The organism is Leifsonia virtsii (assembly GCF_030433675.1).
Classification (GTDB): domain Bacteria; phylum Actinomycetota; class Actinomycetes; order Actinomycetales; family Microbacteriaceae; genus Leifsonia; species Leifsonia virtsii.
Map to the genome: position 1 here is coordinate 17,355 of NZ_JAROCB010000006.1, position 26,207 is coordinate 43,561.

At 65.0% G+C, this 26,207-nt stretch carries 23 protein-coding genes and 1 riboswitch; of the genes, 12 read left to right on the plus strand and 11 right to left on the minus strand.

Features of this window, described 5'->3' with window-relative positions:
* Positions 1-178: 178 nt before the first annotated feature.
* Positions 179-1,021 (minus strand): hypothetical protein, encoded by an 843-nt coding sequence (locus P5G59_RS19190; RefSeq protein WP_301220630.1) that lies wholly within the window; start codon positions 1,019-1,021, stop codon positions 179-181.
* Positions 1,018-1,299, minus strand: a complete 282-nt coding sequence (locus P5G59_RS19195; protein ID WP_301220632.1) for a hypothetical protein — start codon at positions 1,297-1,299, stop codon at positions 1,018-1,020. The genes P5G59_RS19190 and P5G59_RS19195 overlap by 4 nt, the downstream gene beginning before the upstream one ends.
* Positions 1,300-1,595: 296 nt before the next feature.
* On the opposite strand from P5G59_RS19195, the gene P5G59_RS19200 reads away from it, so the two are divergent.
* The 7 genes from P5G59_RS19200 (at position 1,596) to P5G59_RS19230 (ending at position 8,661) form a co-directional block, all read left to right on the plus strand.
* Positions 1,596-2,255 (plus strand): helix-turn-helix domain-containing protein, encoded by a 660-nt coding sequence (locus tag P5G59_RS19200; protein WP_301220633.1) that lies wholly within the window; start codon positions 1,596-1,598, stop codon positions 2,253-2,255.
* Between the two features lie 8 nt (positions 2,256-2,263).
* Positions 2,264-2,785 carry a hypothetical protein gene (locus P5G59_RS19205; RefSeq protein ID WP_301220634.1) on the plus strand — a complete coding sequence of 174 codons (522 nt, stop codon included), beginning with the start codon at positions 2,264-2,266 and terminating at the stop codon, positions 2,783-2,785.
* The gene (locus P5G59_RS19210; protein ID WP_301220635.1) at positions 2,785-3,750 is read left to right on the plus strand and encodes a hypothetical protein; all 966 of its coding nucleotides are present in this window, start codon (positions 2,785-2,787) and stop codon (positions 3,748-3,750) included. The genes P5G59_RS19205 and P5G59_RS19210 overlap by 1 nt, the downstream gene beginning before the upstream one ends.
* Entirely contained in the window at positions 3,747-4,886 is a 1,140-nt protein-coding gene (locus P5G59_RS19215) for an alpha/beta hydrolase family protein (RefSeq protein ID WP_301220636.1), read from the plus strand. Before P5G59_RS19210 ends, P5G59_RS19215 begins: the two co-directional genes overlap by 4 nt.
* 156 nt (positions 4,887-5,042) lie before the next feature.
* Complete coding sequence (locus P5G59_RS19220) at positions 5,043-5,291, plus strand: hypothetical protein (RefSeq protein ID WP_301220637.1); 249 nt, start codon at positions 5,043-5,045, stop codon at positions 5,289-5,291.
* Positions 5,292-5,886: 595 nt separating this feature from the next.
* Positions 5,887-7,533, plus strand: coding sequence for a hypothetical protein (locus P5G59_RS19225; protein ID WP_301220638.1), 1,647 nt, complete (start codon positions 5,887-5,889; stop codon positions 7,531-7,533).
* A gap of 189 nt (positions 7,534-7,722) precedes the next feature.
* Positions 7,723-8,661 carry a ParA family protein gene (locus tag P5G59_RS19230; protein ID WP_301220639.1) on the plus strand — a complete coding sequence of 313 codons (939 nt, stop codon included), beginning with the start codon at positions 7,723-7,725 and terminating at the stop codon, positions 8,659-8,661.
* A 527-nt stretch (positions 8,662-9,188) separates the two neighbouring features.
* On the opposite strand, the gene P5G59_RS19235 is transcribed toward P5G59_RS19230, so the two are convergent.
* The 8 genes from P5G59_RS19235 to ligD form a co-directional block, all read right to left on the minus strand.
* Complete coding sequence (locus tag P5G59_RS19235) at positions 9,189-9,689, minus strand: hypothetical protein (RefSeq protein ID WP_301220640.1); 501 nt, start codon at positions 9,687-9,689, stop codon at positions 9,189-9,191.
* Between the two features lie 392 nt (positions 9,690-10,081).
* A complete protein-coding gene (locus P5G59_RS19240) occupies positions 10,082-11,416 on the minus strand; it encodes an APC family permease (protein WP_301220641.1) in 1,335 nt (444 codons plus the stop codon).
* Between the two features lie 932 nt (positions 11,417-12,348).
* Positions 12,349-13,131, minus strand: coding sequence for an MgtC/SapB family protein (locus tag P5G59_RS19245; RefSeq protein WP_115697618.1), 783 nt, complete (start codon positions 13,129-13,131; stop codon positions 12,349-12,351).
* A 40-nt stretch (positions 13,132-13,171) separates the two neighbouring features.
* Positions 13,172-14,422, minus strand: a complete 1,251-nt coding sequence (locus P5G59_RS19250; protein ID WP_301220642.1) for a magnesium transporter MgtE N-terminal domain-containing protein — start codon at positions 14,420-14,422, stop codon at positions 13,172-13,174.
* A gap of 35 nt (positions 14,423-14,457) precedes the next feature.
* Entirely contained in the window at positions 14,458-16,089 is a 1,632-nt protein-coding gene (locus tag P5G59_RS19255) for an Nramp family divalent metal transporter (protein ID WP_115697616.1), read from the minus strand.
* 239 nt (positions 16,090-16,328) lie between these two features.
* Positions 16,329-16,498: riboswitch (M-box (ykoK) riboswitch) on the minus strand.
* Between the two features lie 468 nt (positions 16,499-16,966).
* Complete coding sequence (locus P5G59_RS19260) at positions 16,967-19,309, minus strand: tyrosine-type recombinase/integrase (protein WP_301220643.1); 2,343 nt, start codon at positions 19,307-19,309, stop codon at positions 16,967-16,969.
* A 154-nt stretch (positions 19,310-19,463) separates the two neighbouring features.
* Positions 19,464-20,681: a tyrosine-type recombinase/integrase gene (locus P5G59_RS19265; protein WP_301220644.1), complete on the minus strand. Its 1,218-nt coding sequence runs from the start codon at positions 20,679-20,681 to the stop codon at positions 19,464-19,466.
* Between the two features lie 94 nt (positions 20,682-20,775).
* Positions 20,776-22,263 carry a non-homologous end-joining DNA ligase gene (ligD, locus tag P5G59_RS19270; RefSeq protein WP_301220645.1) on the minus strand — a complete coding sequence of 496 codons (1,488 nt, stop codon included), beginning with the start codon at positions 22,261-22,263 and terminating at the stop codon, positions 20,776-20,778.
* Between the two features lie 344 nt (positions 22,264-22,607).
* Here ligD and P5G59_RS19275 point away from each other — a divergent pair, with 344 nt between their 5' ends.
* Positions 22,608-23,372 carry a DUF5677 domain-containing protein gene (locus P5G59_RS19275; protein ID WP_301220646.1) on the plus strand — a complete coding sequence of 255 codons (765 nt, stop codon included), beginning with the start codon at positions 22,608-22,610 and terminating at the stop codon, positions 23,370-23,372.
* A 105-nt stretch (positions 23,373-23,477) separates the two neighbouring features.
* On the opposite strand, the gene P5G59_RS19280 is transcribed toward P5G59_RS19275, so the two are convergent.
* Positions 23,478-23,822 carry a hypothetical protein gene (locus P5G59_RS19280; RefSeq protein ID WP_301220647.1) on the minus strand — a complete coding sequence of 115 codons (345 nt, stop codon included), beginning with the start codon at positions 23,820-23,822 and terminating at the stop codon, positions 23,478-23,480.
* 234 nt (positions 23,823-24,056) lie between these two features.
* On the opposite strand from P5G59_RS19280, the gene P5G59_RS19285 reads away from it, so the two are divergent.
* From P5G59_RS19285 to P5G59_RS19300, 4 genes are all read left to right on the plus strand, one after another.
* Positions 24,057-24,677, plus strand: a complete 621-nt coding sequence (locus tag P5G59_RS19285; RefSeq protein WP_301220648.1) for a hypothetical protein — start codon at positions 24,057-24,059, stop codon at positions 24,675-24,677.
* Positions 24,678-24,752: 75 nt separating this feature from the next.
* A complete protein-coding gene (locus P5G59_RS19290) occupies positions 24,753-25,067 on the plus strand; it encodes a hypothetical protein (RefSeq protein ID WP_208042430.1) in 315 nt (104 codons plus the stop codon).
* A 177-nt stretch (positions 25,068-25,244) separates the two neighbouring features.
* A complete protein-coding gene (locus P5G59_RS19295) occupies positions 25,245-25,667 on the plus strand; it encodes a hypothetical protein (protein WP_301220649.1) in 423 nt (140 codons plus the stop codon).
* Positions 25,668-25,924: 257 nt separating this feature from the next.
* Positions 25,925-26,161: a hypothetical protein gene (locus tag P5G59_RS19300; protein ID WP_301220650.1), complete on the plus strand. Its 237-nt coding sequence runs from the start codon at positions 25,925-25,927 to the stop codon at positions 26,159-26,161.
* Positions 26,162-26,207 lie beyond the last annotated feature (46 nt).

Consider the following 26,207-nt stretch of genomic DNA (forward strand, 5'->3'; position numbering starts at 1 on the left):
ACCGGCCGTGCGTGTCAGAGCGGCGCGGATCCCACGCCCCTTCGGATGTTCGTTCGCGGATTGCATGCTGCGACTGGTCCTCTCCTGCCGCGGAAATCCGCGGCGGTCAGGGCCGGAGCGGGTTCATCCGGCCTTCACTACCTAGAGGGTCCAAGCGCGCAGTGAGCTTCGGTCAGCCTCAGAGTGCGAAGTCGGCGACGCCGGCAAGCACGGACTCTTGACGTACCCGACCCTGGAAGACGCGTAGGGCGCTGAGGTGGGTCTCGGACTTGCGCGGGTTGAAGTCCCGGTCCGTCAGGAAGGCGTATAGCAAGGAGGTCTCCTGCGGGTTCGGTCGCCCGCCCCAGCTGATGTTCGCCACTGCGCGGAGCTCGACTGTGCTGACCGGTGAGAACAGCTCTGCCGCCTCGGCGATGCGCTCGCCCTCGTGACCTTGTCGCGTCGACGGGTTGTCCGCCATCCAGCCCACGACGTCGGGCAAGTGCTTGGCCAGCTTGGCGGGTGTGCGCGGTTCGAGGGTCGCGACGGTCAGATCAACGGCTTCGTCGATGGTCGCACCCTCGCGCGTGCCGTATGACGCCGGGTCCGGGAAGCTGGAGTGGGGAATGCGCAGCTCAGGGTTTTCCAGCCAATCGAACTGGGGGCGTTGGGAGATCTTCCGTCCGGTGGGGTGAATCTCGCGGTCAACTGCCACGCGTTGGCGCAATCGCGGGCGCCCGGTCTCAATGCCGATCCATTCGCGCACCAGCGAGGCGGCGTAAGCGAACGGGGACGCGGCGTTCTCGACGAGCGCCCGGCACTGCTCGGGGCTCGTCGCGAAGGAGACGAGGATCAGATTGACCAGATCGTCCTCGTCCCGTGCCTGGTAGGGGTGGCCGAGCTTCTGGGCGAGGTTGATCGCGTTAGGGATCAGGTGTCGTCGGATGTGGTCGAGGAAGTCGATCAGCTGGGCCGAGTTCAAGAATGCGGTCGGGTTCTCCCCCAACGCGGCGACGGCCGCTCGGAACGCGTCCGGGTTCATGACGCCAGCGCGGTGGGGCGACCGCTGACAAGCTCGCTGATCATGTCGACCTTGGCCAGCACGTCGTAGGCCACGGCGACTGCGGCGCGGAAGTCTTCGACGCTGGTGGGATCGGCTTTGATCGCGGCCGCGACGTCGTGAACGTCGACGCCTTTGTAGGTGCTTCCGCACTTGAGAATCGGGTCGAGGACACGATTGACCAGCAGCGTCGCGCGCCGGTCCAGCACGGCTGGCTCGGGAACCACAGCCTTGGAGTAGACGTCGCGCGCGCGCCTCATAGCACGCTCCCCGTTTAGGGGATCGTCAAGGTTCGGTAGTTCCGACAGAATCTTTGTGCGCTCTGTAGCGCTTACACGGGGGTCATCAGCCCACGCGTGCACCTGTCGATGGCGAGGAGAAATCTCCTCTACGTCGCCGATCTCACGAGGATCGGCGGACAGGCTGAAACCGTCAATGTCCGTAAATAGGTCCGGCTGATGTCCCCTCACGGGGACGATAATAGCTGGAGCTGGGGACATTTGGACGCCAATAGGGACTTTCTGCCGGTTAGGCCCTATTTCGGTACCCTCCAGGGATGGGCAGAGGGAGCGCCGCGCCGTCGACAGAGTTCTCGATGCGTGTTGTCTCCAACATCGAGCACCGACGCCAGGAAGTGGGCAAGACCCACCAGCAGTTGTTCACCGACGCCGGCCTCAGCAAGAACTACTACTGGAAGCGGCTCAATCATGAGCTCACTTTCACCACGAACGACATCGACGCTCTCGCCCGCGTGCTGGGCGTCGAGCCCGAGGACCTCACCTCCAAGAGGATGGTCGGCAACCGAGCGCTGCGGCTCAGTGGTCCGGAACTCGCCCGGCGCGTTCGGCTGCTCGCAGAGGCGCCCACAGCCCATGGCGACGAATTTCGTATCTCCGACCTCGTGGACTTCCTCCGCTCGCAAGAAATTGAATTCACTCCCGAGCGTTGGGCCTCCCTGAGCGAGGAGACCGCCTCCGTGACGAGCCAAAGCGAGAAACTACTGGTCGAGATAGCGGCGTTCTTTGACGTCGATAGGGTCTATCTCACGAATTTCGCGCAGGAAGACGTCACCGAGCACGTCGAGGCACAGCTCGTCCTCCGCAGAACGCTGAAACAGATCGGAGGCGCGACCGTCTCGGCGCGCGCGCTTGGCAATGTTCCCGCCAGCGCACTCCTTCAGATAGCGAAAGACATTTCAGCCACAGACCAGAAGTAGAGCCATCAATGAGCGTCAATTCGGGGACGCCCCATGGTCGAACGCCTGCAGACATCGCGAAGAACGCACAGCGGAAGTTCGACAGCCTCAATCTCAACACCACTACCTCCACCCTCGTCGACATCGTTGGCCTCGTCGTCGATCGACTTGGCAAACCGATCGCGATCGAGCCCATCGGCGACAAGAGCTGGGCAACGGTCACCGGCCTCTGGGTCGATACCGCCGAACGGCATCGCATCCTCATCCGCAAGACGGACACCCCGCTGTATCAGACGCACGTCGTTCTGCACGAGCTTGCACACATCCTGTTCGAGCACCCAGGATGCAAGACCGCCCGAGCCACCGCTCCGGGCGTGCCGATCGACGCGACCTCGGCCGAGGTCCGAGCCCGCAAAGTGATCGCCTCCAGCTCCAGCGAAAGCGCGGTCTCAGACGCCGTACTCGAGGGAGAAGCAGAACATCTCGCCTTCCTCCTGTCACGGGTCCTTCTGCGGCCCAAGAACGACTCCGACGAGCGGGTTTTCGGCTGATGCACGAACTGAAAACAGTCGCGACCATCATCCTCGCTGCAGTCTTCGTGCTCCGCACTGCCTCAGCGATCCGCGAGCCGCGCAGCCGACTGTCCTGGCTCGCCTCCGGCGTCGGAACCCTCGCGCTGCTCACCCTCGGCACCGTCATCCCTCAGCGCACCATCGACGGGTGGCTGGGCGGCGAGAACTGGATCAACCTCGCCCAGAACGTCCTTTGCACCGTCGCCTTCTGGCTGGTCACTCAGGCGGCAATCTCCCAAGACGGTCAGCGCCGGCGACTGCGCTGGTGGCCGCTCGTGCTTGCGTTGATCGCCTTCATCATCCCGTTCCTCTTCATCACCGAACGTGGCGCGACGGACTCGAGCTTCATTCCTCATCACACCGGTCAGACGGCGATGTGGCTCTACGCGTCGATCTACATGGCAACGATCGCCGCGATCTCGTTCGAGCTGCTTCGAGGGGTGGCGACCCGACCCGCTCGCGCCTACTGGTTCTTCCGAGTCGGCGCAGCTCTCGTCATCCTGGCCAGCGTCGACGAGATCGTCTATCTGACGCTCGCGCGCTTCCAGATGGCATCGCTCGCAGTGATCCTGCTCCTCAACAAGGCCTTCGACCCGTTCTTCTACATCGGAGTCATCCTGATCGTCGTAGGAATCGCGTCATTCACCGCTGCCCGGTCCGTGCGAGCGCTGCGGCTTCAAGTAAAGCTGTTCCTGCTGGGGCGCATACTGGCACGTCGTGGACTTCAAAGCCCTCGCTCTGTCCCCTCCACCGACACCTTGGGAAGGGTCTACGACCACGTGATCACGATCCGTGATCTGGAGACCATGGACGAGATCACGCTCAGCCGGACGGAAGTGATGCTCGTGGATGGTTCCGAACGCCTCGTGGCGAGCAGCCTGCACAACGCGCCCCGCGAGTCGATGGTCGAGTCCCTCACGATCACGAACGGAGCTCCGGCATGACGTGGATCCTCATCGCCGTCGTCGCGATCATCATCCTGGTCGCCGTAGCCACCGTTGGTCTGGCCGTTCTCCTGGCACGCCGAGTCGTGATGCCGCGGGCAGCCAAGCTCACCACCATCCGTGGCGTCGACCTCGACGCCGGAACCATCACCCTCGAGGCGGATCGTAAGACCTCGCACGCTGGAAAATTCGGGCTCTGGACTGACGGCGACGGTCACGCTTTGGTCGGCGACGTCGTTCGTCAAGACGAGGCTGACGGGAGCGTGACCCGTCAGCTGCTCGAAATCGACGGGGAGGGCCTTTCACAGGCCGCCCAGGGCCGATGGACTGGGCACGTCCTCCGCTCGCCCGCCGTCCTAGGTCGCAACGATCGCGAGGTCCTCATCCCCGTCGATGGCGGTACCGCGCCCGCCTGGCTCATCGAGCCGGAAGGAACGCCGTCGACGACCTGGGCGATTCACATCCACGGCGTGCGAACGACGCGAATTACCGCCCTCCGCACGGTGCCGGCAGCAGACCAGCTCGGCATGACCTCACTCGTCGTTTCCTTCCGCAGCGACACGGAGGGGCCGGATGTGGCCAACGGGGCATCCATGCTCGGCACCACCGAGTGGCCTGACGTCGACGCAGCCATCACGTACGCGCTCGAGCAAGGGGCGGAACGCGTCATCCTCTTCGCCTGGTCCATGGGCGCCAGCATCGCGCTGCTTCTGACTGAGCGATCCCAGCATCGAGCAGCGATCACCGGCCTAGTGCTCGTCGCACCATCCACCGACTGGCGAGCCGTCATCCGCCACGGGGCACGCAAGGCACACCTGCCTCGATTCCTCGCCTCAGCTGCCGCAGCAGCCCTGGGGGGACGCCTCAGCAGCCGAATCGTCGGCCTCCCCTCCCCCATCGACCTCGACGCCCTCGACTGGACACGCAGCACCCGCCTGCAAAAGCCCACGCTCGTCATCCACTCCGACGGTGACACTGAGATCCCCGTGAGCCTCAGTCGGGCATTCGCGGCCGCCAACCCGCGGCAGGTCACTCTGGTCGAAATCAACGGCGCAGAGCACGCATGGGAGTACAACCTCAACCCCGAGCTGTTCAACTCGACTATCACCGGGTGGGTCCACTCCACGACACGCTAACGGGGGTCGTGAATAGAGACAGTGGCAGTCTCTATATCCGGTAATGTGCTCACCATGCATAACTCCGGAGCTAGAGAAACGCCGGATTCCGCCGTCTCCGCCAACACGCCCGCGAGCCTGCCGTTAACAACGGAGTTAACTCGGGATACTCGTCGCATGACCCAGGTAGCGAACACACCGCGCAAGCGTAACCGTGGGCGCGCAGGCGAAAAGCGCGTACGCCGCGAAGCCTTCCTTTCCGAAGACTTCAACGAGGACCTGAACGACGCGCTGGAAGCCTCTGGCGGAGTTTCGTTCGCCCTCTATGTCCAGGGTGTGCTCAACAGCCTCCGCGACGCTGACGGCAAGCTCCCTGTGGTCAACATGACCCTCGACAGCCAGGAGGCCCATAAGGCAGTCGCTTAACGAGAAAGGGCCGCCTCACGGCGGCCCGTCCCAGGTTTTCACTCTGGAGCTCAAACCCATCCTCGCCAAAGTTTCGGCTTGAGCTTCTTCCCAAATAAATCCGGATCGGCCCGGAGGCTTTTCCGTACCCTCTGAGAGGAGTTGGCAGCATCGTAACCCAGATTTCGGGTTCCTGCACGTGCGCACGCGATCCGCGTGTCGGCGTGTCGGCCACAAAGCGCTCCGTTGCCCGTCTCGTCGACGTCGAGCTCCAGCTGTCCCTCTCCCCCGTTTCTTCCCCGTCCCGAGTTGCCACGACGTTGTGCGCGGCCGCTGACGGGTCACGTCCTGCACGCTCGGTCGACCTGGTCGACGGCGCGTGCGCGCAGCTCCTCACGGTGAGGAGGACGGTCCACCTGATCTAGCGCAGAGACCGCGGCCGGCGCCAGACGCCCGCCCTCACCCGTACGGGTCGGACCGCATCGCGGCTCCGGCACATCGCATCGAAGGAACGCCGAGTCACAGTCGGCGATTTTGGTGCGCCCGAAAACAGAGCCGAGCACATACCGGCAGCTTTGCTGCGCCCATTTTCTGGCCGTGGAGGTCACCAGAAGCCATGAGAACACCAGTCGCACCCGTGCGCGGCCGCCATGGCGCGGCCAATGCCGGCGACCGCTCATGGCTGCCCACGCCCGGCGAAGTCGCCGAGGCCCTCCATGCCCAGGAAGCCCGCGATACCCTGCGGCCGCCGTCCCTCAGAAGCGAACCGGCGCCGCGCAGCTGGGCGATCCACGTCCCGGCCGAGGAATGGGCGAAGATCCCCGCGTGGTGGTCGGGAGGGCACTGGTTCGACGCGCTCCTGGACTGGACGCTCACCCCCGAGCGGGAGAAGGCGCGGCAGCGCTGGCACGTTGCCGACGCCACGCTGCTGGCGATCGCACACGTGCTCCGGTACGCCGCAGAACCCGCCACCGGCCGGCACGTCACTCTCTCCTACGCCACGATCCGCGCCCGCGTCCTGGCCAACACCGAGGCTGCCGAGGGCCGCACGATCCGGTTGAAAGCCGACGAGAGCGTCCGCCTAGCCATCCGCACCCTCGAGGCCGGCGGATTTGTCCACGTCCACGCCACCGGCCGGAACCTGCTCTCCCGGGAGGAGAAGGCCGAAGCGTTCGAGACGCACGGCGCCCACCAGGAGCAGGCTGCGAACGTCATGGCGTTGACGCTCCCCGCCCTGCAGGCTGTGGATAACTCGGCACCTGTAGATCCCATTTTGGGCCTAACCGCTTCCAACCCATCAAAACCTTCTTCCTCGGTAGATCTAGAACAACAATCCCCAAGGGGAATGGAGCGCGCTCCGCGCGCCAGGCCCAATAGGAACAAGGTTTTAGCTGACAATCCGTCAACTCCCGTCCCCGAGAAGGGGCGATCCATCGACAGACTCCGTCTTGTCGCGCACCTGGACCGCCACTACGGCGGCGTACTCGCCGGTCCCCGACTCGGAAGGTCAGGAAAGCTCCTCACCCGCCACATCGGCCAGCTCGATCACGCCCTCACCGCCGCAGGTGTCGACCTCGACGCCTGGACGTGGTGGCAGATCGCAGACCTCGTCGACGCCCGCCACTCCGGCGACAAGACCACAGCGCAGCAGCGCATCGCCGCAGCGGCCGACCCGCTGCGCTACTTCATCTGGATGGTCAAGCAAGTCATCACCCCCGGCGAACAGCCCCGCACCATCATCCGCACCACCCCCGTCGACCACGCCACCCCCTCCCCCGCCCGAGCCGAGGAATCCCAGCGGCCGGCGCCGCTCCCACCGGTTGAGCGTGAGCGGGTGGACGCCACCATCCGCGAGATCCACCGCCAGGCCGCCGACGACCTCCAAACCCAGCGCACGCGACGGGCACTCGACCGCAGGCGCATCACTGACGTCCTCCTCGGCGAAGGCATGCACCCCTCCGACTTCCCCACCGTCGTCCGCAAACTCCACACCGAAGTCCAGCAGGTGCACGACCTCCTCACCAACCGCGGCTGGCAGCTCGACCACCACGAACTCGACCACGGCAACGTCCTCTGGACCAATCCCCGCAGCTCTGCAGACGTCGAGGACCACGAAGACCTCAACGCCATCAGCACGATCCGTTTCACTCCCCCAGGCACCGCCGACGACCGCGAAACTTATGTGCTCAATACCGCCGGTCAAGAACACACTGACAGTCGCATCAACCTAGGCGCCCTCATCCGCGCTGCGGTCTCGATGTAGGGCAGATGCTCGGATTGACAAGCAAGCTAAGCAACACAAGCAAGCAATGAAAGCCAAACAATAAACACAAGACAAGAAAGACTTGTGTTTATTGTGTTCCTTGCCTTATCGTCAGATCGGCGAGTCGCACTGACAAGAAAAGCAAGAAAGACAAGACTTGAAAGGCAAGTGTTTCGGATGAGGAGACTGATGGGACCCCGTGTTCTAAGGCGGAAGCTGCTCGAGCTGTCGAAGCGCTCCCGAGTGTTCATGTTCGGCAACCACAAGGGGGGAGTGGGCAAGACCACGGTTGTGTTGCAATTGGCGGCCGCGCTGGCACGGATGGGCTTCCGGATCCTTGTAATCGACATGGACCCGCAGGCCAACCTGACTCGGCGCATGGGCCTTGAGTACGACGAGAATGATCCGTTCTCTACCGTGTCAGAGGCGGTCAAAGAGAACAGGGAAGGCGTGGGGGCAGGAGTCGTTCTGGGCGTCAACTGGAACGACGAACGCACGGGCCAGCCGACCTCCGAGGCGGAACTGATCGACATCATCCCAGCGCGATTTGACCTCATCAACCGTGAGCAGGAGGCCGGCGCCGTTGGTGCGGTACGCCGACTGAAGAAGGCTCTGACCGGGTGGACGAGCCATTACGACTTCATCCTCATCGACACTCGGCCAGACCTTGGCCACCTAGTGCAGCTCGCCATGGCGGCGGCCGACGAGGTGGTCCTGGTGTTCGAACCCGACTACGACACTGTGGCCGGCGCAATCCGAATGCAGGAGTTCGTCGAAGAGCACGGGGAAGACCTAGGCAACCCAGAGCTTCGAGTCGGCATGGCGTTCGTAAACCGATATGACCGCAGCTCCGAGCAGGACTACCAGCTCGCTGGACTGCCGGAATCGCTGAAGTCCAAGCTGGTCGAGCTGGACGCAGGCGGTGCAGTCGTCGGTCTGGACGACGGGGGAGAGGACTACCGGCTCCCCAGGTACATACCCCGTATCGCACGCATCAAAGAAGCCGACGGGGCAGGTGTATCCGTCAGCGAGTACCGCAACCGCAAGGGCCGTGAGACGACCGCAATCTTCGACCGGTTGGCTGAGAAGTTTGTCGAACGAGTCATTCGAGAGGCGGAAGCCGCATGAGCCCTCAGCGACGCAGACCAGGTGATGTCCAATTCCCCACCCTTCCTCCGGCGGTGGAACCCATCAACACCGGCACGGAAGTAGTGGACGAAGAGCCGGGCGCGGTCCCTGCTGCACAACAGAGTGCAGCCCCACAGGCCCCTGATGCCGGGCAGTTGACGTCGGGGGAGGCAAGGGACGTTTCGGGGCCCGCAGCAGGGGAGCAGGCGACTCCGCGGTCCAAGAAGACCACCAGTCGTACCCCGAAGCTCCCAGAGCCAGGTGCGGATGAAGACCCGAACGCCAAGGTGCCGACGACACTCCAGCTCAGGGCGTGGATCCGACAGCGGGCGCAGACTGCGGTCTTGCGAACGGCAGGCATTGAAGGTGGCTACACCTCCATGCAGGCTTTCGTAGAGGGAGCCATGCTGCGGGAGCTCGACCGCCTGCAGCGTGAGTTCAATAACGGCGAGCCATACCCGCCCAATCAGCAGGGCTTCCGTACGGGGCGGCCACTCGGAAGTTAACTGGAAGCGGGCCCTCGACGTCTAGCGGATGTCTCGGGGGTCCGCTTCCGGCCGCGCCCGGACGAATCGGGCCGCGTGTCGGATCGTTCCCCCTACAACAGCGGTGTCGGCGGAGATCTCGACTGTGAGTGGTGCGATGAGGGTTAGCTGGGTCTCCCGTTTCGGCTGGAAGCGGTCATAAGTACGAGAAGAGATCACGGTGGGCCACGGGTGGCCTTCGGCCGCCGGCTGCAGCAGCGGTACGAGGGCGCGCGCTGCGCCGGGCTTGATCGGTGCGGTGCGCCCGATGATGCGCAGCTCGCCGTCCTCGTAGCGGCCGAGGATCAGTTCGCCGGGCTGTGTGAGCGACCCGGTGACGGCGCCGGCGACGACCTCGAAGGTGTCGCGGTGCTTGACCTTGATCCTTATCTGCACCATCTCCCTACGCGCAAGGGCTGCATTCTTGGGCGGATCGCCCTGGCGTCCAAAGGTCGGGCCGCGGGTGGGAGCGCCATGTAAAGTGCCCGCACCCACGGTCGCCATCCAGCTCGACGCCGGGGGGTATGCGAGGACCTCGATATAGCAGCCCGAAAGTAAGTCCCTGGCGCAGACCGTTGGGAAGACCCCGGTTCCCGTCGTCCCAGCGTTGGTGTCCCGCGTGATGGCGGTCGATCAAGGCGGACGACGCGCAACACGGTGCGGTCGGCCGCGTCGACCACCGTGATCGCAGGGGCCCGCATCAAGCGCCGACGACGGTGTTCGCGGCCGCCAGGACGCGGGGGCCAGCCTCCTCGAAGGGATCCTCGTACAGCACGCGCGCGGGCGAGCGGTCACCCAGATGCGGGTTCATCCTTTGGAACAAGATCGGCACGTCCTGGATCGCGGCGTGGCCGCGGTAGGTCCGGTCACGCCAGTCAACGTTATCCGGCAGGACATCACGACTCCGGTTCGTATTGCTCGGCTTCGGCGGACGCGTTGCGGATCCCGGCCGGTCGACCGTTCCGAACCCACAGGGCAAACAACGCCCCGGCGACCACCAATGCGGCAGCGAGGCTGATGATGGGCCAGCCCCGTGCCAGGTTGGCGATCAGCGTGAAAGCGACCACCACGGCGCCCAGAAGGTTGAGAGTCAGAGAACCGTAGTTTCGCTCATGCCAGGAGAATCTCGCCATCGCAATGAGGCCGGCGAGAAAGCTCAGGAACACCGAGACCGCGTAGAAGAGCACCAGCTCCTGGTCGTTGCCGCCGGCAACCGCGGTGATGGCCCCAGGTAGCACGATGAAGACCGCCACTCCCCAATACGGCGTGTGGTGGCGGTTCACTCGACCAAAGACTTTCGGCAGGATTCCGCGCGCGTTCGCGTTGCGGGTGTCTGCGCCGGCCAAAGCCTTCAACAAGCCGGGGCCGGCCTGGAACGAGGAGCTCGCCGCAGAAAGCAAGAGCAACGCCGTGACGAGCTGGAAGGCCGCGAACACCGGTGCCGGGGCGGCGACGCGAGCCAACTCCGCGATCTGGGTGGATTCGGCTGGCGGGATTCCAACCCGCAGGTGGCTGGCTTCGGCGGCGATTCCGAGCGTGATGGTTCCGACCACCAGAAGAGTCAGCATGAGGGTCACCTGGCCGAATCGGCGGCGGCCGTCGTTGTCCAGTTGACCGAGCTGGGCGATCGCCGACGAGGGCGCTTCGACCCCGGTCGCGAGAGCCATCGCGACCGGGAACGCCAGAATGATCGCCAGCGGCACCGCGTGTCCTGGCGTGTTGGTGATCGTGCCAGTGGGTTGGGGGTGGGCGAACAGTCCGAAGATCAGGACAGCGACGGCGACCACGATGAACGCGATCGTCAATACGGCGAAAAGGAGTCGGCCGAGGTGGCCGAACCAGGTCAGCGCGCCGACGATGACCACGAGGCCCAACGCGAGGGCAAGCCGGTAGGGAGCCAGCGCAGGAAGGTAGGCGATCATCGCCGAGGCGCCGGCCGACGCGCTGATCGCGATCGTCAGGACGAAGTCGACCACCAGGGCACCCACAGGAATGAACGACCAGCCATCCCCGAAGGCTTCACCGACGGCGGCCGACGCGCCGCCCCCGTGCGGATAACGTGCTACCAGTTGGCGGTAGTTGACGATCACCAACGCGATGATCGCCACCACCAGACTCATCGTCGGAAGCAGGAGCGCGAGGTCGCCGTTCAAGGCGCGCAGGGCAGCCTCGACCGCGTACGCCACGGATGAGACGGGATCGGCCATCACCGCGAAAGCGAAAGCGAGCAACAGCAGGCCGCGAGACTCAAGCCGCGTGAAGCCACGGGCCGGTGGGACTGCGTGGACTCGGATGTGCTGGGCATCTGGCTCCTAGGCTGGATCGGAAACGATCCCACGGATCGCTTCGCCGACCAGACTTCCCGGCACGCCAGCGAACACGATACTCGCCTCAACGACGCGATAGGATAAGGGAGGCGACGCGGGCGACGTCCAGGATCGCTTGACGTCAACTGCCAGTCGATCTCCCCAGATATAAGCGGTTCGATGAACTTCACATCCACTTGCAGGGCGCGGGCGGGGTCTTGCAAAATGTGGTCGCCACCCCGACAGACCCGACAGGGGAAGTCTCGAACTGCCTGGCCGGCGACACCGACCCGGACTGCGCCGTAGACGTGACCGTCGACCCACCGGCGGCGCGACCGACAGGTCCGCCCGCCGCGTCGACTCCGCGCTGGTGAGCGGTCATGCTTTGCCTAGTTGCCCCTACGGCAGCTCAACAGTTGACCGACGACCGACATCGCCGTACCCATCGGGGCTTTCCACGTCTGTCGGCTTATTTGTGCTTCCGACGGCCGATCGGAGCCGTCTCCGCGCTGGGCCAGCGGTCTCGGCCTTGCAGCGCGGCTGATCGGCGTCGAACGCTGAATTACGGTCTCGTGGCAGGAGACCTGGGAACCGGTCGGACCGGGCGTCTTCAAAGCGGCAGTCGCGTCACTGGGGGCGGCTGAGAGGGACCTTCTTCGCCGCACCGTTCCTTTGGATAGCACTACCGACGGGAGTGGCGCTCCACGTGGCGCGTATCACGGTGAGCGCGCCGCACGCGGATGGCGTCGATGAGAGCGAGGCTGCCCGTCAACACGAGAAGGGCAAGGGCGATGCTGAGGGGAATGATCGCATGGAGGTCCATGCTCACATGGTCCAGTCGATCGGAACAGCGGTCATCAGGCGTCGCCTCGTCTTTTCCACAGCGATCGGACTCCGAAACGGCCCGTCCCCTCGAGGGACTGAACCGGAATCGGTTCGGGATCCTCGGACTGCCATGAGACTTCCCGGATGCGAGGTTCGGCCGAGAGTTGGGTGACGGCGGAATCCAGCAGTGCCGACCCGTTTCCCTCGACCAGGATCTCGGCGTTGAGCCGTGACAGTTCGTGTCCCTTTTCGCTGCCCTCGAGGTGGCTGCTCATCGCTTGGACGATCACATCCGGCGCGGACAAGATCTCCGATAGTCTCGCACGCACCTCGGGCTCTTTCTCGTCTTCCACGAGCACTGTGATCACATATGCACCGATTGTGTCGGTTTTCGCGGCTGGCGCCCGGTCGACAAGCCGACCGAGAGGCCTCAAGAGCAGGTGGATCGAAAGCACGATACCTGTCGTAATGAGCGCCGGGACCACATGGCCGGCGGCGGCCTGGCAACCAACTGCGGCCGAGCACCATAGTGTCGCGGCAGTGTTGAGCCCCTGCACCGTAAATCCCTGCCGGAGGATCACCCCACCGCCGAGGAAGCCAACGCCGGAGACCACATACGCCGCGATCTGAAGAGGTGCTTGCGGGGTGCCGACTTGAATCCCGAACAAAACGAAGGACGCCGCACCAAGCGCGACCAGAGCCTGCGTTCTTAACCCTGCCGTACGGGAGCGGTACTGGCGTTCCAGTCCGATAAGCATCCCGCAGCCCGCTGCCAACAGCAGCCGCAGGAGATAGTCGATATCGGTGAGGGTCATGACGGGACGCCCTTCTGCGCTCTGAGGTTAGCTTCGATGGTTAGCTGGTGTGGCGGCGTCGTTCCCGTTGCTGCCAGTCGTCGGGTATGGCTTCCTCGAGGGCGTCGTCGACGGTGATGATGCCGACGATCTCGTCCGCGTCATCGACCACCGGCAGACTCAGCAGGTCGTAGTCGGACATGAGGGTCACGACGGTCACGACGTCATCGGATGGGACCACGCTCACCGCCCCCGCTTCCGCAATATCCTTCAGCGACGACGTCGAATCCGCCTGCACCAGGGCGACGAGGGTGACCGCGCCACTCAACCTTTGTTCATCCTCGGTCAGATACACCGTCGTCAGCGCCTGCGGTTGCTGGGTGCGAGCGGTCCGCACGGCGGCTATGGCCTGTTCGACGGTCGCGGAGGCGGGGAGGGCGACGTATTCGATGCCCATCATCCCGCCCGCGCTGCGGCCCTGGTATCGCATCAGTCGCAGCACGTCCCGGCGCTGGGGCTCCGGCAGCGCGTCGACGACCGCCTGCCGCCGCTCCTGCGGGAGATCAAGCACCGCATCGACGACATCGTCCGCGTGCATCCGGCTGAGCACGGCCGCGATGTCGGCGGTGTCGCGGCTCTTGAGCACTTTCGCCTGCTCGTCGTCGTCGAGCTCCTCGATGACGTCGGCTTCGAGTTCCGGGTCTTCGTGCAGATGCTGAAACAGATCGTCGCGCTCGGGTTGCGTGGCGTCCTCGATCAGGTCCGCGATCTCTGCTGCCCGCAGTCCGTCGAACCTCTTCCAGCGGGCGCGGAGAGTCGCTGAGGGCGCGTGACCGATCAGGACGTCGAAGCCCTTCCAATCGCGCAACGACGATTCCCCGGCCCGGCGCCGTCCCAGCCAGTTCGGTGGCGTCACATCGAGCCCCGTCGCCGCCCACCCGGTCGGCGTGCGTTCCAGGCAGACGTCGTACGCGCGGACCAGGCGCGCGTTGCCCACGTCGACCAGCCGATGGCCGAGCACCGCCTCCTTCAGCAGTACCTCCCCCGGGCGGCGCTCGAACGGGCGAAGATCCAGGCGTGCGCTGCTGAGTACCGCGCCGTCGTCGGTGAGATCGCTCACGTCCGCGGCCGGGATGAACACGGAGGTCGATCCCACCCTCGCGACCAGCCCGGCGACCGAGGGATACCCCTCGAGGCCCAGCCGCACCACGATGTCCGAGAGTGCGCCGATGACGTTACCCCGTCCGTCTCTCACCGGCTTGCGGACGAGTCCGGACAGCATGCGGTGCTCGATGGTTGTCGATCCGTTCACAGCACTCAACTCCCTTCAGTTCCGATGGGATCGGTTCAGTGGCCCAGCGCCAGCTGCACCACGCGCACGATCACGAGGATCATAGCCAGCAGCAGATAGCCGCGCAGGACGGTCAAACCCAAGCGCCTCCCCGTGGACAACCGCGGAGGGTTCAGCAGCGTCAGCGGTGGCATCCGCCACGCCGCGCGCTCGGCCCGCGACACACGCTCGGCCCGCGCAACCGGGTGACGCAAGCGCCACACCGCGAACCCGGCTCCGACCGCGACCGACACCGCTGCACCGACCACCAGGATGGTGATGATCCCGCCACCGGAGATGCTCGGGAAGATCACGCTGACCGTGAGCACCAGCGAAAGGATCACCAGCACCGCGATCACCGCCGAGGTGAACACATTCAGCCACCGGCCGTTCACCCACGGGCCGAGGACCTCTTTGTCGTTGCACAGCAGAAGGAGGAACACTGTCGCCGACGGCAGCAACACACCTGCCAGCACCTGCACGCCGACGGTGATCAGACCGAGCGGGCTTCCGGGCAGCACCACGATCACCGCGGCGACCACGAGCAGGCCGGCAAAGGTGGAGTAGAAGCCTTTCGCGTCCCGGATCTTGCGGTGCAGCGAGTGCTTCAGCCCGAGCGTGTCGCCCAGCGCGTATGAGGTCGACAGCCCGACCGCGGCGGCTCCGATGATCGATGCGTCGATCAGTGCGACCGCGAACAGCATCCCCGCGATCCGGCCCACATACTTCCCGAGGCCTTCCGCGACCCCCAGCGCGTCGGTGAAGTTGCCGAACTCCGGACGGCCCGCGAACACCGCAGCGGGCACGGACATCAGGATGGCACCCCCGATCACGACGATCACGATCCCGATCCACACGTCGATCTTCTCGTACGACATGAACCGCGGGGTGATCCTCTTGTCGATGACGTATGACTGCTGGAAGAACAACTGCCACGGCGCCACGGTGGTTCCCACGATGCCGATGATCAACAGCACGACCGTGGACACGTCGGCGCCCGCAGGAATCCCCGGCACCAGGAACCCGTGCGCGACCTCCGCGAACGACGGGTGGGCCATGATCGCGAGCGGGATGAGGATCAGCGACCCGAAGATCAAGAACATGCACAGTCGCTCGAACCTGCGGAACGAGCCCGTACTGGCCGCGGCGATGATCACAGCCGCCGCGATGATCACGCCCGGGACCTGGGGCAGCCCGAGGTAGCTCAACCCCAGGCTGATGCCGATGAACTCGGTCACGATCGTCAGCGCGTTCAGGATGAACAGGTCGATCACGCTGAACGCGCCCCAGAACTTTCCAAACCGTTCCAGGATCAGCCGGGCGTGACCCACACCGGTGACCGCGCCGAGCCTGAGCACCATCTCCTGGTTCACGTACAGCACCGGAACCAGCAGCAGAAGCGTCCACAACAACGACGTCCCGTAGTTCTGGCCCGCCTGAGTGTAGGTGCCGAACGCGCCGGCATCGTTATCGCCGACCATCACGATCAGCCCTGGCCCGACAATAGCGAGCAGCGTCTTCATCTTCGCTGACAGCTTCACCCGGGGCGCGTCATCCCCGACCGGGATCGTGCCGAAGGCGCCCTGGATATCGCCGACGTGCGCGGAGTCCAACGCGGCGTGCTGCGAAGGGGTCTGCATAGAGGTCATGAGTCGTCGCTTTCGTGCCCGGCACCCGGGCGTGAGCAATCACCCTTCCGCCGCGTGCGCGACGAAAAGAAGAAGAAGAAAAGAAGGGGCGCCCTAGCCCGACAGGCTAGAGACGAGCACTCTCCAGACGGAGCGCGAAGCGGAGGCGGGCCTTGTTAAACGCCTGACTATCATGGTCGTCCATCCCGCACCTCCCAGCTCGCGCACCCGAGCACCTCCAGGGACAGCCGCCAAGCGGCCTCGCCTCTCCACGTAAGACCTTTGGCACTCCGCGACGTCACCCGAACTCTCGGGAGCCAATCGGGGCGACCCCTTAATCCGGGGAAGCCTGTCCTGACCCGAGGCGTCTCTCGACATTTGGGGTCGCTGGCATCTGTTCGCGAAGGAGCCTCAGCTAACGATCGGCACCAACAGGCTGATTGTAAATACGAGAACCCAACCCACAGCAGCGGATTAAGCCCTCTTTCGCCCTTGCAGAAACAACCTTACATGCGCGCCTCCGGCGACGCCAGCAAGCCACGCCGAACCTAACCTGGCGCTTGGCGGAAAGATAATCGATTCGCGGTCGAGACCAGCAGCGCAAGCTGCTTCAGCTGCAGCTATCGACTGCCAACCGAAGCTGTCCGATCTGCGCAGTCGAGCGCCATTCCCGCCAAGAATTCGCACCGTCGCTCACGACTTGGCCCGGGATCGGGCCCACCGCGGCGATCGTCGTCAGGCCGTCGTCGGTCACCATGTGCTGCACCCCATCGGCCGGGGGTAGGGCAGACTCAGATCGTCCACGGACGCAGGATGCCGCAAAGTCGGCGACCACGCGGACTCACAGTCTCCAGGCGTTCCTCCGGGCTAAGGTAGACCTCGAGCGGAAACTGGACAATCAGTTAGTGCTTGGCCGGCCGAAGGCTGGGATCGGCAGGTCGACAGGGCCGCTTGGATTCATCCGACGGGCCTTCTCGCGTTTGAGTCGCAGATGATCGAGGGTTACTTCGAGGCCCTCGATCTCGCCCTGCCAGCCTTCGGCTTCTGCGCGCTCCCGTCGGACGATGAGGTCTGATTCGAGGTCGTCGAGTCGGGCGATCATCTGTGGCTCGACGTGAAGCATCGGGCAGCGTACGCAGGCGTGTTCGTGGGCGCATGGCGTTCCGTAGGGCCGGCCGCAGGCTCCGAGCTCGACCTTGCGTCTGTCGAAGTGCTCCTCGAACTCCTGCCATTCGGAGACCGTTGTATCGCGGTACTCGTCCTGAGGCCGCAGTCGCCGGCGTCGGGTCAGGTGGAGCTGGTAGTGGCGGACCACGTCCTCGTCGAACACTGCGACATAGCCGCGTGTCGTTTGGAGGCTTGCGTGACCGAGGAGGGCCGCGCCGATGTGGATAGGTAGGCCGTTGTTCACGAGGTCCGTCGCGAACAGGCGTCGGAAGTCGTGTGGGGTGAAGGTCAGTCCCTCGAATTGCGGGTGGCGGTCTGCGACCTCTTGGCACGCTCGGCGGATCAATCTGGCGACAGTCGTTGGACTCATCACACCGGGTGTCGGGCCGCTACTGCGTTGGAATAGGAACGGCATCGGCTCGGTGTGCTGTCGCTCGTGTGGGTCCCACCTGCGCACGAGCGGGATCGCTCCGAGCTTGTCGGTCTGCCGACGAATGACCTGGGCGATCACGTGGAGAAGTTCGGGCGACATCGGGATGACCCGTTCCCGGTCTGTCTTGGACGGTGTCACGACGAGCAGCGCGACGATTTCGCCGTTTGGCCGCCGATACTGCCGGACGGACAGGTGGGAGAGCTCCAATAGTTCCTCGTGGCGGATGCCAGTCAGGCGTAACACCTCGATGATCGCCCAGGTCCAGAATGCCCGCGCTTCCTCGCTCTGGATGTCGATTGCAGGGCCGCCGTCGGCCGGCTCGATCCGGAGCAGGCCAGCGTCAGCGTCGGGCTCGAGGGCTGCACCGCGACGTGAGCGCGGACCGGCGTGGGGGAACTTGGCGGCGCTCGGAGGCGGCGAGACCCGGATGTAGCGGACGCTGTTCACTTCGAAGTCGGCTCCAGCGGATGCCTCGGCCGCGGCGAGCAACGCGCTCATCTGGTCACGTACCACCACAACGTGATCGACCAGCAGCTCCAGCAGGGGTTGACGAGTGCGTGTCCGGTCGGCGATCCGCTCAGCGAGACGGCGTCTGCCGGCGCTGTAGCCGCGGCTGGCGATGGGCGGGATTGGGCAGCGGGCGACCCAGGGTCCCCATCGTGCCGGGTCCTCGAGCGCCCAGCTCTGGATGTCGAGGTAGAGTGCGCGGACGGCGATGAGGAGGTCCCAGATGCTCTGGCGGGGACGCCGCCCCTCCGCGGTCTGCACGGTGTCGACCTCGGCACGCCACGCTTCGTATGTGGCCTCGTCAAGATCCAGGTCGACTTGGTCGGGGTTCACACGCTCGATCACGCACCAGAAGTTGCGGGTCAAGGCCCGGACCAGACTGCTGAGGGTGGAGTAGTCCATCCCCAGTGCCCCGCGGTGGGTGATGTAGTCGATGAGGAGCTGGCGTACCCCGGCGTTTGAAACGCCGTAAGAGTCGACCAACTCTGCCACGCTCTTTCGCCCGCCCACCGTGGCGATGCGCATAGTCACGGGGGTGCCTTCCGGGAACTTGCCGGCGTCGAACAGCACCTGCCAGACCAGGGCTCCCGCCAACTTGCGGGTGTTCTTGTCCCAGGCAGTGCTGACCTTGCGCAATCCCAGGCCGAAGTGCATCAAGCCGCTGGGGGAGATGTCGGAGGCGGGGATGGCCTGGACCGCGAGCATGTAGGACAAGTCGGTGAGGGTCTGATTGCGCGACTTCGCGCTTACCGGAGCAGCCTCGATCGCAGTGACCAGAGCAGTCAGGTCCGGGTCGCCGGGTTGGCTCGCGAGGAAGATCTTGAAGAAGTCCGACACCGCGTTGGTCCGCAGTACGCGCAACGTCGGAACCAGGACCCGGAGTGCGACGAACCAGGAGAAGCCGCTGGTCATCGTCCAGCTTGCGGCCGGTGTTGGGTTGAGCGACCGGATCGCGGTTGTTGAGGTGCCCAAACCGCTGGCGTCCCACCTCTCCTGCCAGGTGTCTCCCGGGAAGGTGCTCAGGTGCTCGGCGAACCGCCGGATGGAGCGCGAGCGCTTGTCGAGCTGGATAGCCGACCGCGGAATGACGGAACAGGCAGCCTTGACCAACGCTTCGACCGGTGCCGCGCTCAAGTCTCCGAGCGGGTGCGGTAGGCGAGGCTGGGGTGCCAACGGTTCAACGACATCTGCTTTGCCCCACGACTTCTTCGAGGACGGCTTAGAGCCGAGGTCGCCGTCTTGCGGTGCCTCTCTCCGGCTCCAGACACCGGTCGTGGACACGATCGCCCTACTCACCGGCATGCCCGAAGATGATCGCAATGTCCTCAGCGGCGTAACCGGACGCGAACCGTGGGGGCGGAGGTGCGGGGCGGGCGTAGTGTTCGTGTACCTTGTCGATGACTTCGTCAATGCGCGGCGTGGTGTAGATGCTCGTGGTCCTCAGGTCAGCGTGGCCGAGCACGACCTGCACCTCCGGCATGGTTAGCACGCCGCTGTTCACCATCCGCATCGCAGCCGTGTGCCGCAGATCGTGCAACGTCCAGTTCGTACCAAGCCTGCCGTTCGCGCGCTGCAGCACACGGCGGGCGGCGCCATAGGTGAGTGGGCGCGGCTCTCCCCGAACCGTCCTCCAGAGCGGTCCGCTGGAGGCGTCACCGAAGGTGCGAAGGTACCGGCTGAGCCACGTCAAGGCCTCGGGAGATAGCGGGACCATCCGCCGCTCGCGCGAGCCCTTCGACACGACTGACATCCGCTGCCGGGCCCAATCCACGTCCTCGAGCTGGGCTCCCAGCAGCTCCTCGGCCCGCGCACCAGAGCTCACGTAGCAAGCGACCAACGCCCGATCACGGTCACTCGGCATCTGCGCGAAGAACTCCTCCCACATTGCATCCGGGATCGACCGCGGCGCGCGCGGCTGTGCGCGCTGCCTGTAGGCCCCACGCCTGTAAGCCTGGCGAGGCTCAAGAGGGCTGCGGTGAGCGAGCGCGCGACGACGAGCAGGCGACTCCGGGACCGGGTTGATCACCGGGCCGCGGCCCCAGTGCGCGTGGAAGTCGTAAAATCCGCGGACGGCGGCCAGGGTGAGGTTGATGGTCGCCGCACCGTAGCCCAAGCCGAGGTTCGGCTTGCCCGTCTTGAGGTTCACTGCGGGCGTACCGGCCTGGCGGCGACGCTGGGGGTTCGGCGCGACGCGAAGCCAGCTCACCAGAGCGGCTGTCTCTGCCTCAGTCGCCCGTTCCCAGCCGACGTCGAGCTGCCAGAGCACGCGGAACCAAGTGAGAGCGGCGTAGCAGTACGACCTGATCGTGCGCGGACTGTGGTCGCCGACAACCATGTTGCGCACCCACGCACTGACCGGCTCGACGACCCGGCCCTTCCCATCGAGCAGCATGTATGGCTCAGCCGCGCCAAGCTCGACTTTCACGCTGCCCACTCGCGCCAGTGGCACATCGCCTAATCGCAGGCCGCGGCTCACGGGGTCTTCCGAGATGTCCGGTTCGCTCACAGTAGTGCTCCTCGCCGCGGCCGCCAATGGTCGCACCACCGGTCTACCAACAGGAGACGGTCTCCTCTGATGGCGCGCTGGTGGTGCAGTTAACTCACCAGTCGCGCTGGCCTCCTCGGTACGGCTGCGCGCCGCCCTTCACGACCAGGCCCTCGATGCCACTCTCCGGCAGCTCGTCGAACCAGACTCGCGCGACCGACAGGTCAGTGGATGCGTCGATCACAGCGAGCGGCGTCCGCCAGCTGGCTGCAGTCTGTTCGAGGACGCGACGTCGTTCGTCGTAGGGGAGGGGGCGAAGATCGCGGCCGCCGGCGGCGAGAATGTCGAAGACGATGTACTCGACCGGTTCGTCGTCGACAAGCTGCTGCAGGCGGCGCTTGCTCGACGAATACCGCCGTTGCAGCGCATCGAAGTCTAGGCGGTCGTCGTTCCAGCGAACGAGCTCACCGTCGAGTACGACGCCGGGGGAGACCTGCGCGGTGATCGCTTCGGCGACATCCGGGAAAGAGTCCGTCAAATTCGTCTTTTGCCGTGACCAGAGAGTTACGCGGTCGATGTCGACGACTGCTGCGGTACGCCAGCCGTCGAGCTTCGGCTCGTATCGGCTTCCTCCGGGCAGTGCCGCGGCCTCTGGGAGGCGTTCGGCGGCTTTAGCGAGTGCTAGGTCGATCTGCTCGCGTAGCGCCTCAGGCGGCCGTACAGCGGGGGAGGGGTCTAGGCCTGCGAGCAAGTCGCCGACCTCTTCGAAGCGATCAAGCACGTCGGTGTAGCTGAGCTGGGACAGATTCGGGGCCGCGATCTCGTCCCACGTGCGCGGCGCCGCCGCGAAGGGGCGCGGTGTCCCGCGCATCGAGTACGGGGAGATCGTGGTCTTCTTTCCGTTGTTCTGCGACCAATCGATGAAGACCTTTCCGACGCGATGCTCTTTCAGCATCCTCGACACGACCTCGTCGGGATGATCTGCCTCGAGCGCGCGAGCGAGCTCGTGCGCAACGTTAGAAACCTGGTCGGAGGTCAGTCGGCCGTCGAGGGGAACGTAGACGTGGATGCCCTTGCTCCCGGAGGTGACCGGGAAAGTCGGCAGCCCCATGTCGTCAAGGAGGGCCTTGGCCCAGAGAGCGACCTCGGCGCACTCGGACAGACCGGCGCCCTCGCCGGGATCGAAGTCCAGCACCATCCTGGTCGGCCGGCGCTCAGTGTCGAACCGCCACTGCGGGACGTGCAGCTCGAGCGCCGCGCTCTGGGCAAGCCAGACGATGGTCGCTCGGTCGGCGACGACGGGGTAACGCTTCTCCCCACCGGAGTGGAGGATCGCTTCACGCAGTACCCAATCGGGAACGCCCACGCCAAGGTCCTTCTCGAAGAAGGACTCGACGGGTGCGGCCGCGGTGCCTACACCGTCCGGCCAGCGCTTGCGGGTCACCGGCCGCTCTGCGAGGTGGGGGAGGAGAGCCGGCACGATGCTCGCGTAGTAGTGGATGACGTCGCCCTTGGTGGTCCCGGTTTCTGGATACAGCACCTTCTCCAGGTTGGTTAGACGCAGGCGGCGGCCGTCGACGTCGACGAGCGGGGTCGCAACCATGGCATGACCGTACCGCCGTGTCCCTCTGCAGACGAGGGCCCCACTACGCTGTCGCGCGTGGCTCTAGTCGCCTTTCCGCCGGCCGCGGCCGACGTTCCGCTCATCCACGCTGCGCTGGGTGGGCCGCCTCCCGCGCGATGGATCAACCCCGATCACATCACGAGTCTCATCCCCGTTACCCGGCAGGGCGAGAACGACGTTGAACTCGTGGTCGACTACAAGCTGCAGGGTCTGCCGGAGGGTCGGTGGCACCTCGGCCGATATCCCGACGTCGACCAGGCTCACGCAGCTTGGGGGCAACTCATCCAGCACATCGCTGCCCACTCCAATGATCCGAGGCGTCAATGAACGATCCCTCTGAACCTCGACCGACCGAGGGCGACTGGATCGCCTGGATCCGAGAGGCGTCCGAGCTCATCGACCGCGACGACTTTGTCGTGAGAGTCTCCGACGAACTTGTGTTCAAGCAGCTCTGGGGTATCTGCGTCCAAACGATCAGGCACGCGCGCGCCTATGTGTTGCTGGTCGACGCAGAGTTCGAACGCGAGGCGATGGTGCTCGCGCGAGCGGCGCTGGAGCACGCGGTCACGGCCCAGTGGGCGTTCCATCGGAACGACGGACTCTCAAAGCTGCGGGTCTCGATGATCCGCGATGAGAAGGAGAACATCGAGATGGTCGGTAAATGGTTCAGCGACGATGGGCTGCTCGCCACGGCCGCAGCGATCACGGTCCCGCAGGGGAGGGGCCTGCCATCGTTCACTGACATGATGCGCGATCTCGACGAAGAGCGCTTCCTCGAGAACTCCTACGGCAGCCTGTCTCTCGCAGTGCATGTACGCTCCACCACCCAGACCTCATACTTCGCCGGCGAGGCCGAGGACCTGTTGCTACGCCACGAACCCTCGCATGCGCTGCGAGGCCCGGCGACGAACATGGCCGCGATGGCAGCCATGCTCGCCGTCGCGATCATCATGGAGCTGGTCGATGATCAGGCGGCGCTCACCCGGATCAATGAGGAGTCGGAGAGGCTGAACCTGCCGCCCACGCTGCGCCCAGGGATATCTGAGGCGAAGCGCCGCCCCGGTCCGGGGGAGAACACTCCCTGGTAGGGCTAAATCTTCACGCAGTTTGCCAATGCGCGGGTTCGAGGCCGGCCCGCCATCGAGCCTTGTCGTAGCCAACGCAAAGCTCAGCCCTCGCTCGCGGGCTGAGCGCTAGAGTTCGGCCCGCTTCCGGTCGAGGTCGATTCCACTCCGCGAGTTGAAGTCGGTCGGCTCAGTGACCGTGTATGGGGGAGCCTCGACCGTGGCTAGGCGTGGTGGTCGATGGTTAAGGTACAAGCTCTCCCATGTCTCGACGCCGTCGACGACAGGCTGGGCGGCAGCTTTGACCTTCCGCCCACGCACCGCCGAAATGATCCGGATGATCGTGCCGATCGCGACGACGGTCCAGAACGCGATCGCGAGATAGAGGCCCGTCGGCGCGCCCACGACAAAAGCCCAGGACGCCAGCGCAGCCGCGAGCACGAGCCCAATGAGAACCCAAATTGTGGGGCGCATTCATCCTCCTCTCTTCCAGAGTAACTCTCGAAGGGGCGAGTGGGTAGACGGCGGAGTCTAGCGAAAGCGAACCGATTTCACAGGACTCGTTTTCGGTGACCGTGATCCATAGCCTGACCAAAGGTTCCGTAAGTCGACCGGCGGGGGTTCGGTCGCTGGATGTGATGGAATCTCGCTCGGGAGCGGCAGCTCACGAGGCGGTCGATGCTGCGCGGGATCCGTAAGGAGCAAGGAATGCAAGTAAGAACGAGGAAGTTCGCCCTTGGTGTCGCTGTTGTGGCGGCAGCGATCAGCACGCTGGCAATCGCGCCCGCAGCCAATGCCTCGCCGGCGCCGGCAGCAGCCACCCAGGCGGTCACTGCAGACGCAGCGCCGCCTACAGTCGCCCTGGACCCGTCGACGTTCTCCGGTCCGCTGGTGATCGCCGTTCCGTCCGGCCACGAGGTCGTCGTGAACGTCAAGGCGGGGGACGCTCCGAAGGTCATCGCTGATGTCCAGGCCGCGGACCGGGCAGGCAAGACTCAGACGCTCGGAAAGGTCATGGCGCCGATGTCTGGCTGCGGGGAAACGGTGCGTTCGGTCGCCGGCCCTGGGACTTGGTGGACGAGCGTTCAGGGGTGCGCGGTCGCCGGATACAACGGGTACAACCGGCAGTACCACTGGGAGAACGGTTCGGACGTCGAGCTGTGCACCAACGGGCGCGGCTACAACTCCAGTCACGCGGCCGCCTGGTACTCGACAGGCTGCTCCGGTGGGGACTACAGCGTTCCGTGGGGCAACGTGTTGGCCTACACCCAGATGCAGGGATTCTCGCTGTCCGGCGTAACCGGGGCTGCATACCTTTGGCGCGCCTGACCCACATAGGGTGAAAGGAGCCGGCTCGTTGAAGAAATGGCGAGCCGGCTCCCGACCGTAGGAGGAACCGAAACGATGAACTCGTCCAAGCTTCGACCCAATGTCGTTCTCTGGTGGGGTGTCGGCCTGGCCGTTGTCGGCGCTCTGCTCGTGATCTTTGTCCCGAGCCTCAGCTACTACCTCGTCGACTCCAGCAACTCGGCCGGGGGAGTAAGTAATGGCCTGCTCTCGTTCGTGGAGATCCTTGTCCGCGTGCTCGGAGCCATCCTGCCCACACTCGGCATCGTCCTCATCGGCGCTTCGATCGTCATGGCCTACCTCCGACAGCTGCTGCGGCCCACCTTGGGCGCTATGGTGACCGCGCGACGGCAGTCGATGGAGACGGATTAGGTCTAGGAGTCGCCGTCTGCGGTCCGCATCAGCTTCTGAAATAGTTCCCCGGGCGCCGACTCGAGAAACCCACGCCACGGCGTGGGTTTCTGCGTTCGCCGTGCGAACTCGGCGAGACATTGAGGCGCTTCCGGATAGAGTCCCGCTGTGCCCTGGGTATCAGTAAACGGTGCGGGGATGCTCCTGCAGACTCTGCCGATCGCCATTCTCATCATCGCAGTAGAGGCGCGTGCAACGGCGCGTCAACCGCGAGTGAAAATCGGCAGGTTCATGTATTCGCGCTATTCGGCTCTCTCGGTCGGATTCGGTGCGTTCGCAGGCGCTATGGCAGCCTCATTGTGCTGGACTGCCGTCAACGATGGCCGCGCGATTCTTGGGTGGCAGGCCTGGGTTGTGCAGATTGGGGCCATGCTTGGATTCCTGAGCGCCGGCTACGTCATCATCGAGCTCATCTTTCAGCTGATCGCTGCAGAACACACCGGTCTTGACGCCGTTGAGAGGGGTGCGACACCCGCATCTGGCCGGCCCGCGAATGAGCGCAGCGGCAAGGGCCATCCCACCCCGCGCCGGGAGCAGCGGAAGAAGGGCAAGCGCGGTTGAGATCCCGCAAGCCATAGGGGTGAGCCCAGCCGGTCGTCGGGCCGCCGCACAGAGTGCGCATGACTACACCTCATGTACGACACCGAAAGGACGGCCGCCACTTGGCCGTCGCCACACGCTCTTCCCGGAGGGCCGCCAGCGAGCTCGTGGCCAACATGGCCAACATTGTCACCATCCTTACCGCCGTGGGAGTCCCGCCCCTCATCCCAGCAGTTATGTCTGTCCCCCCTGCAACGCCGGTGAGTATCGTCGAGCAGATGGGCGACGTCGACGGCCTTGAAGAGTTTGGCGGACTCGCGCGCTGGCGCAACGCGCTGCTGCGCTTCCCCGGCGGGCGTACAGAGCCTTATCGCATCGTCGCGATGGACGGCCGCCTCCCGAGCGAGTTCAAGCGCCCGCTGAACGAATCACGGACCACCTATGAGACTTTCGTCCTCACGAGCAATGACACGGACGTTGCCGTGTATGACTGGCGCGACATCGAGGAAGGGTAGACCGGGTCAGCCTCACGAGTGCGGCTTCGAGTGCAGCGCTTGACCA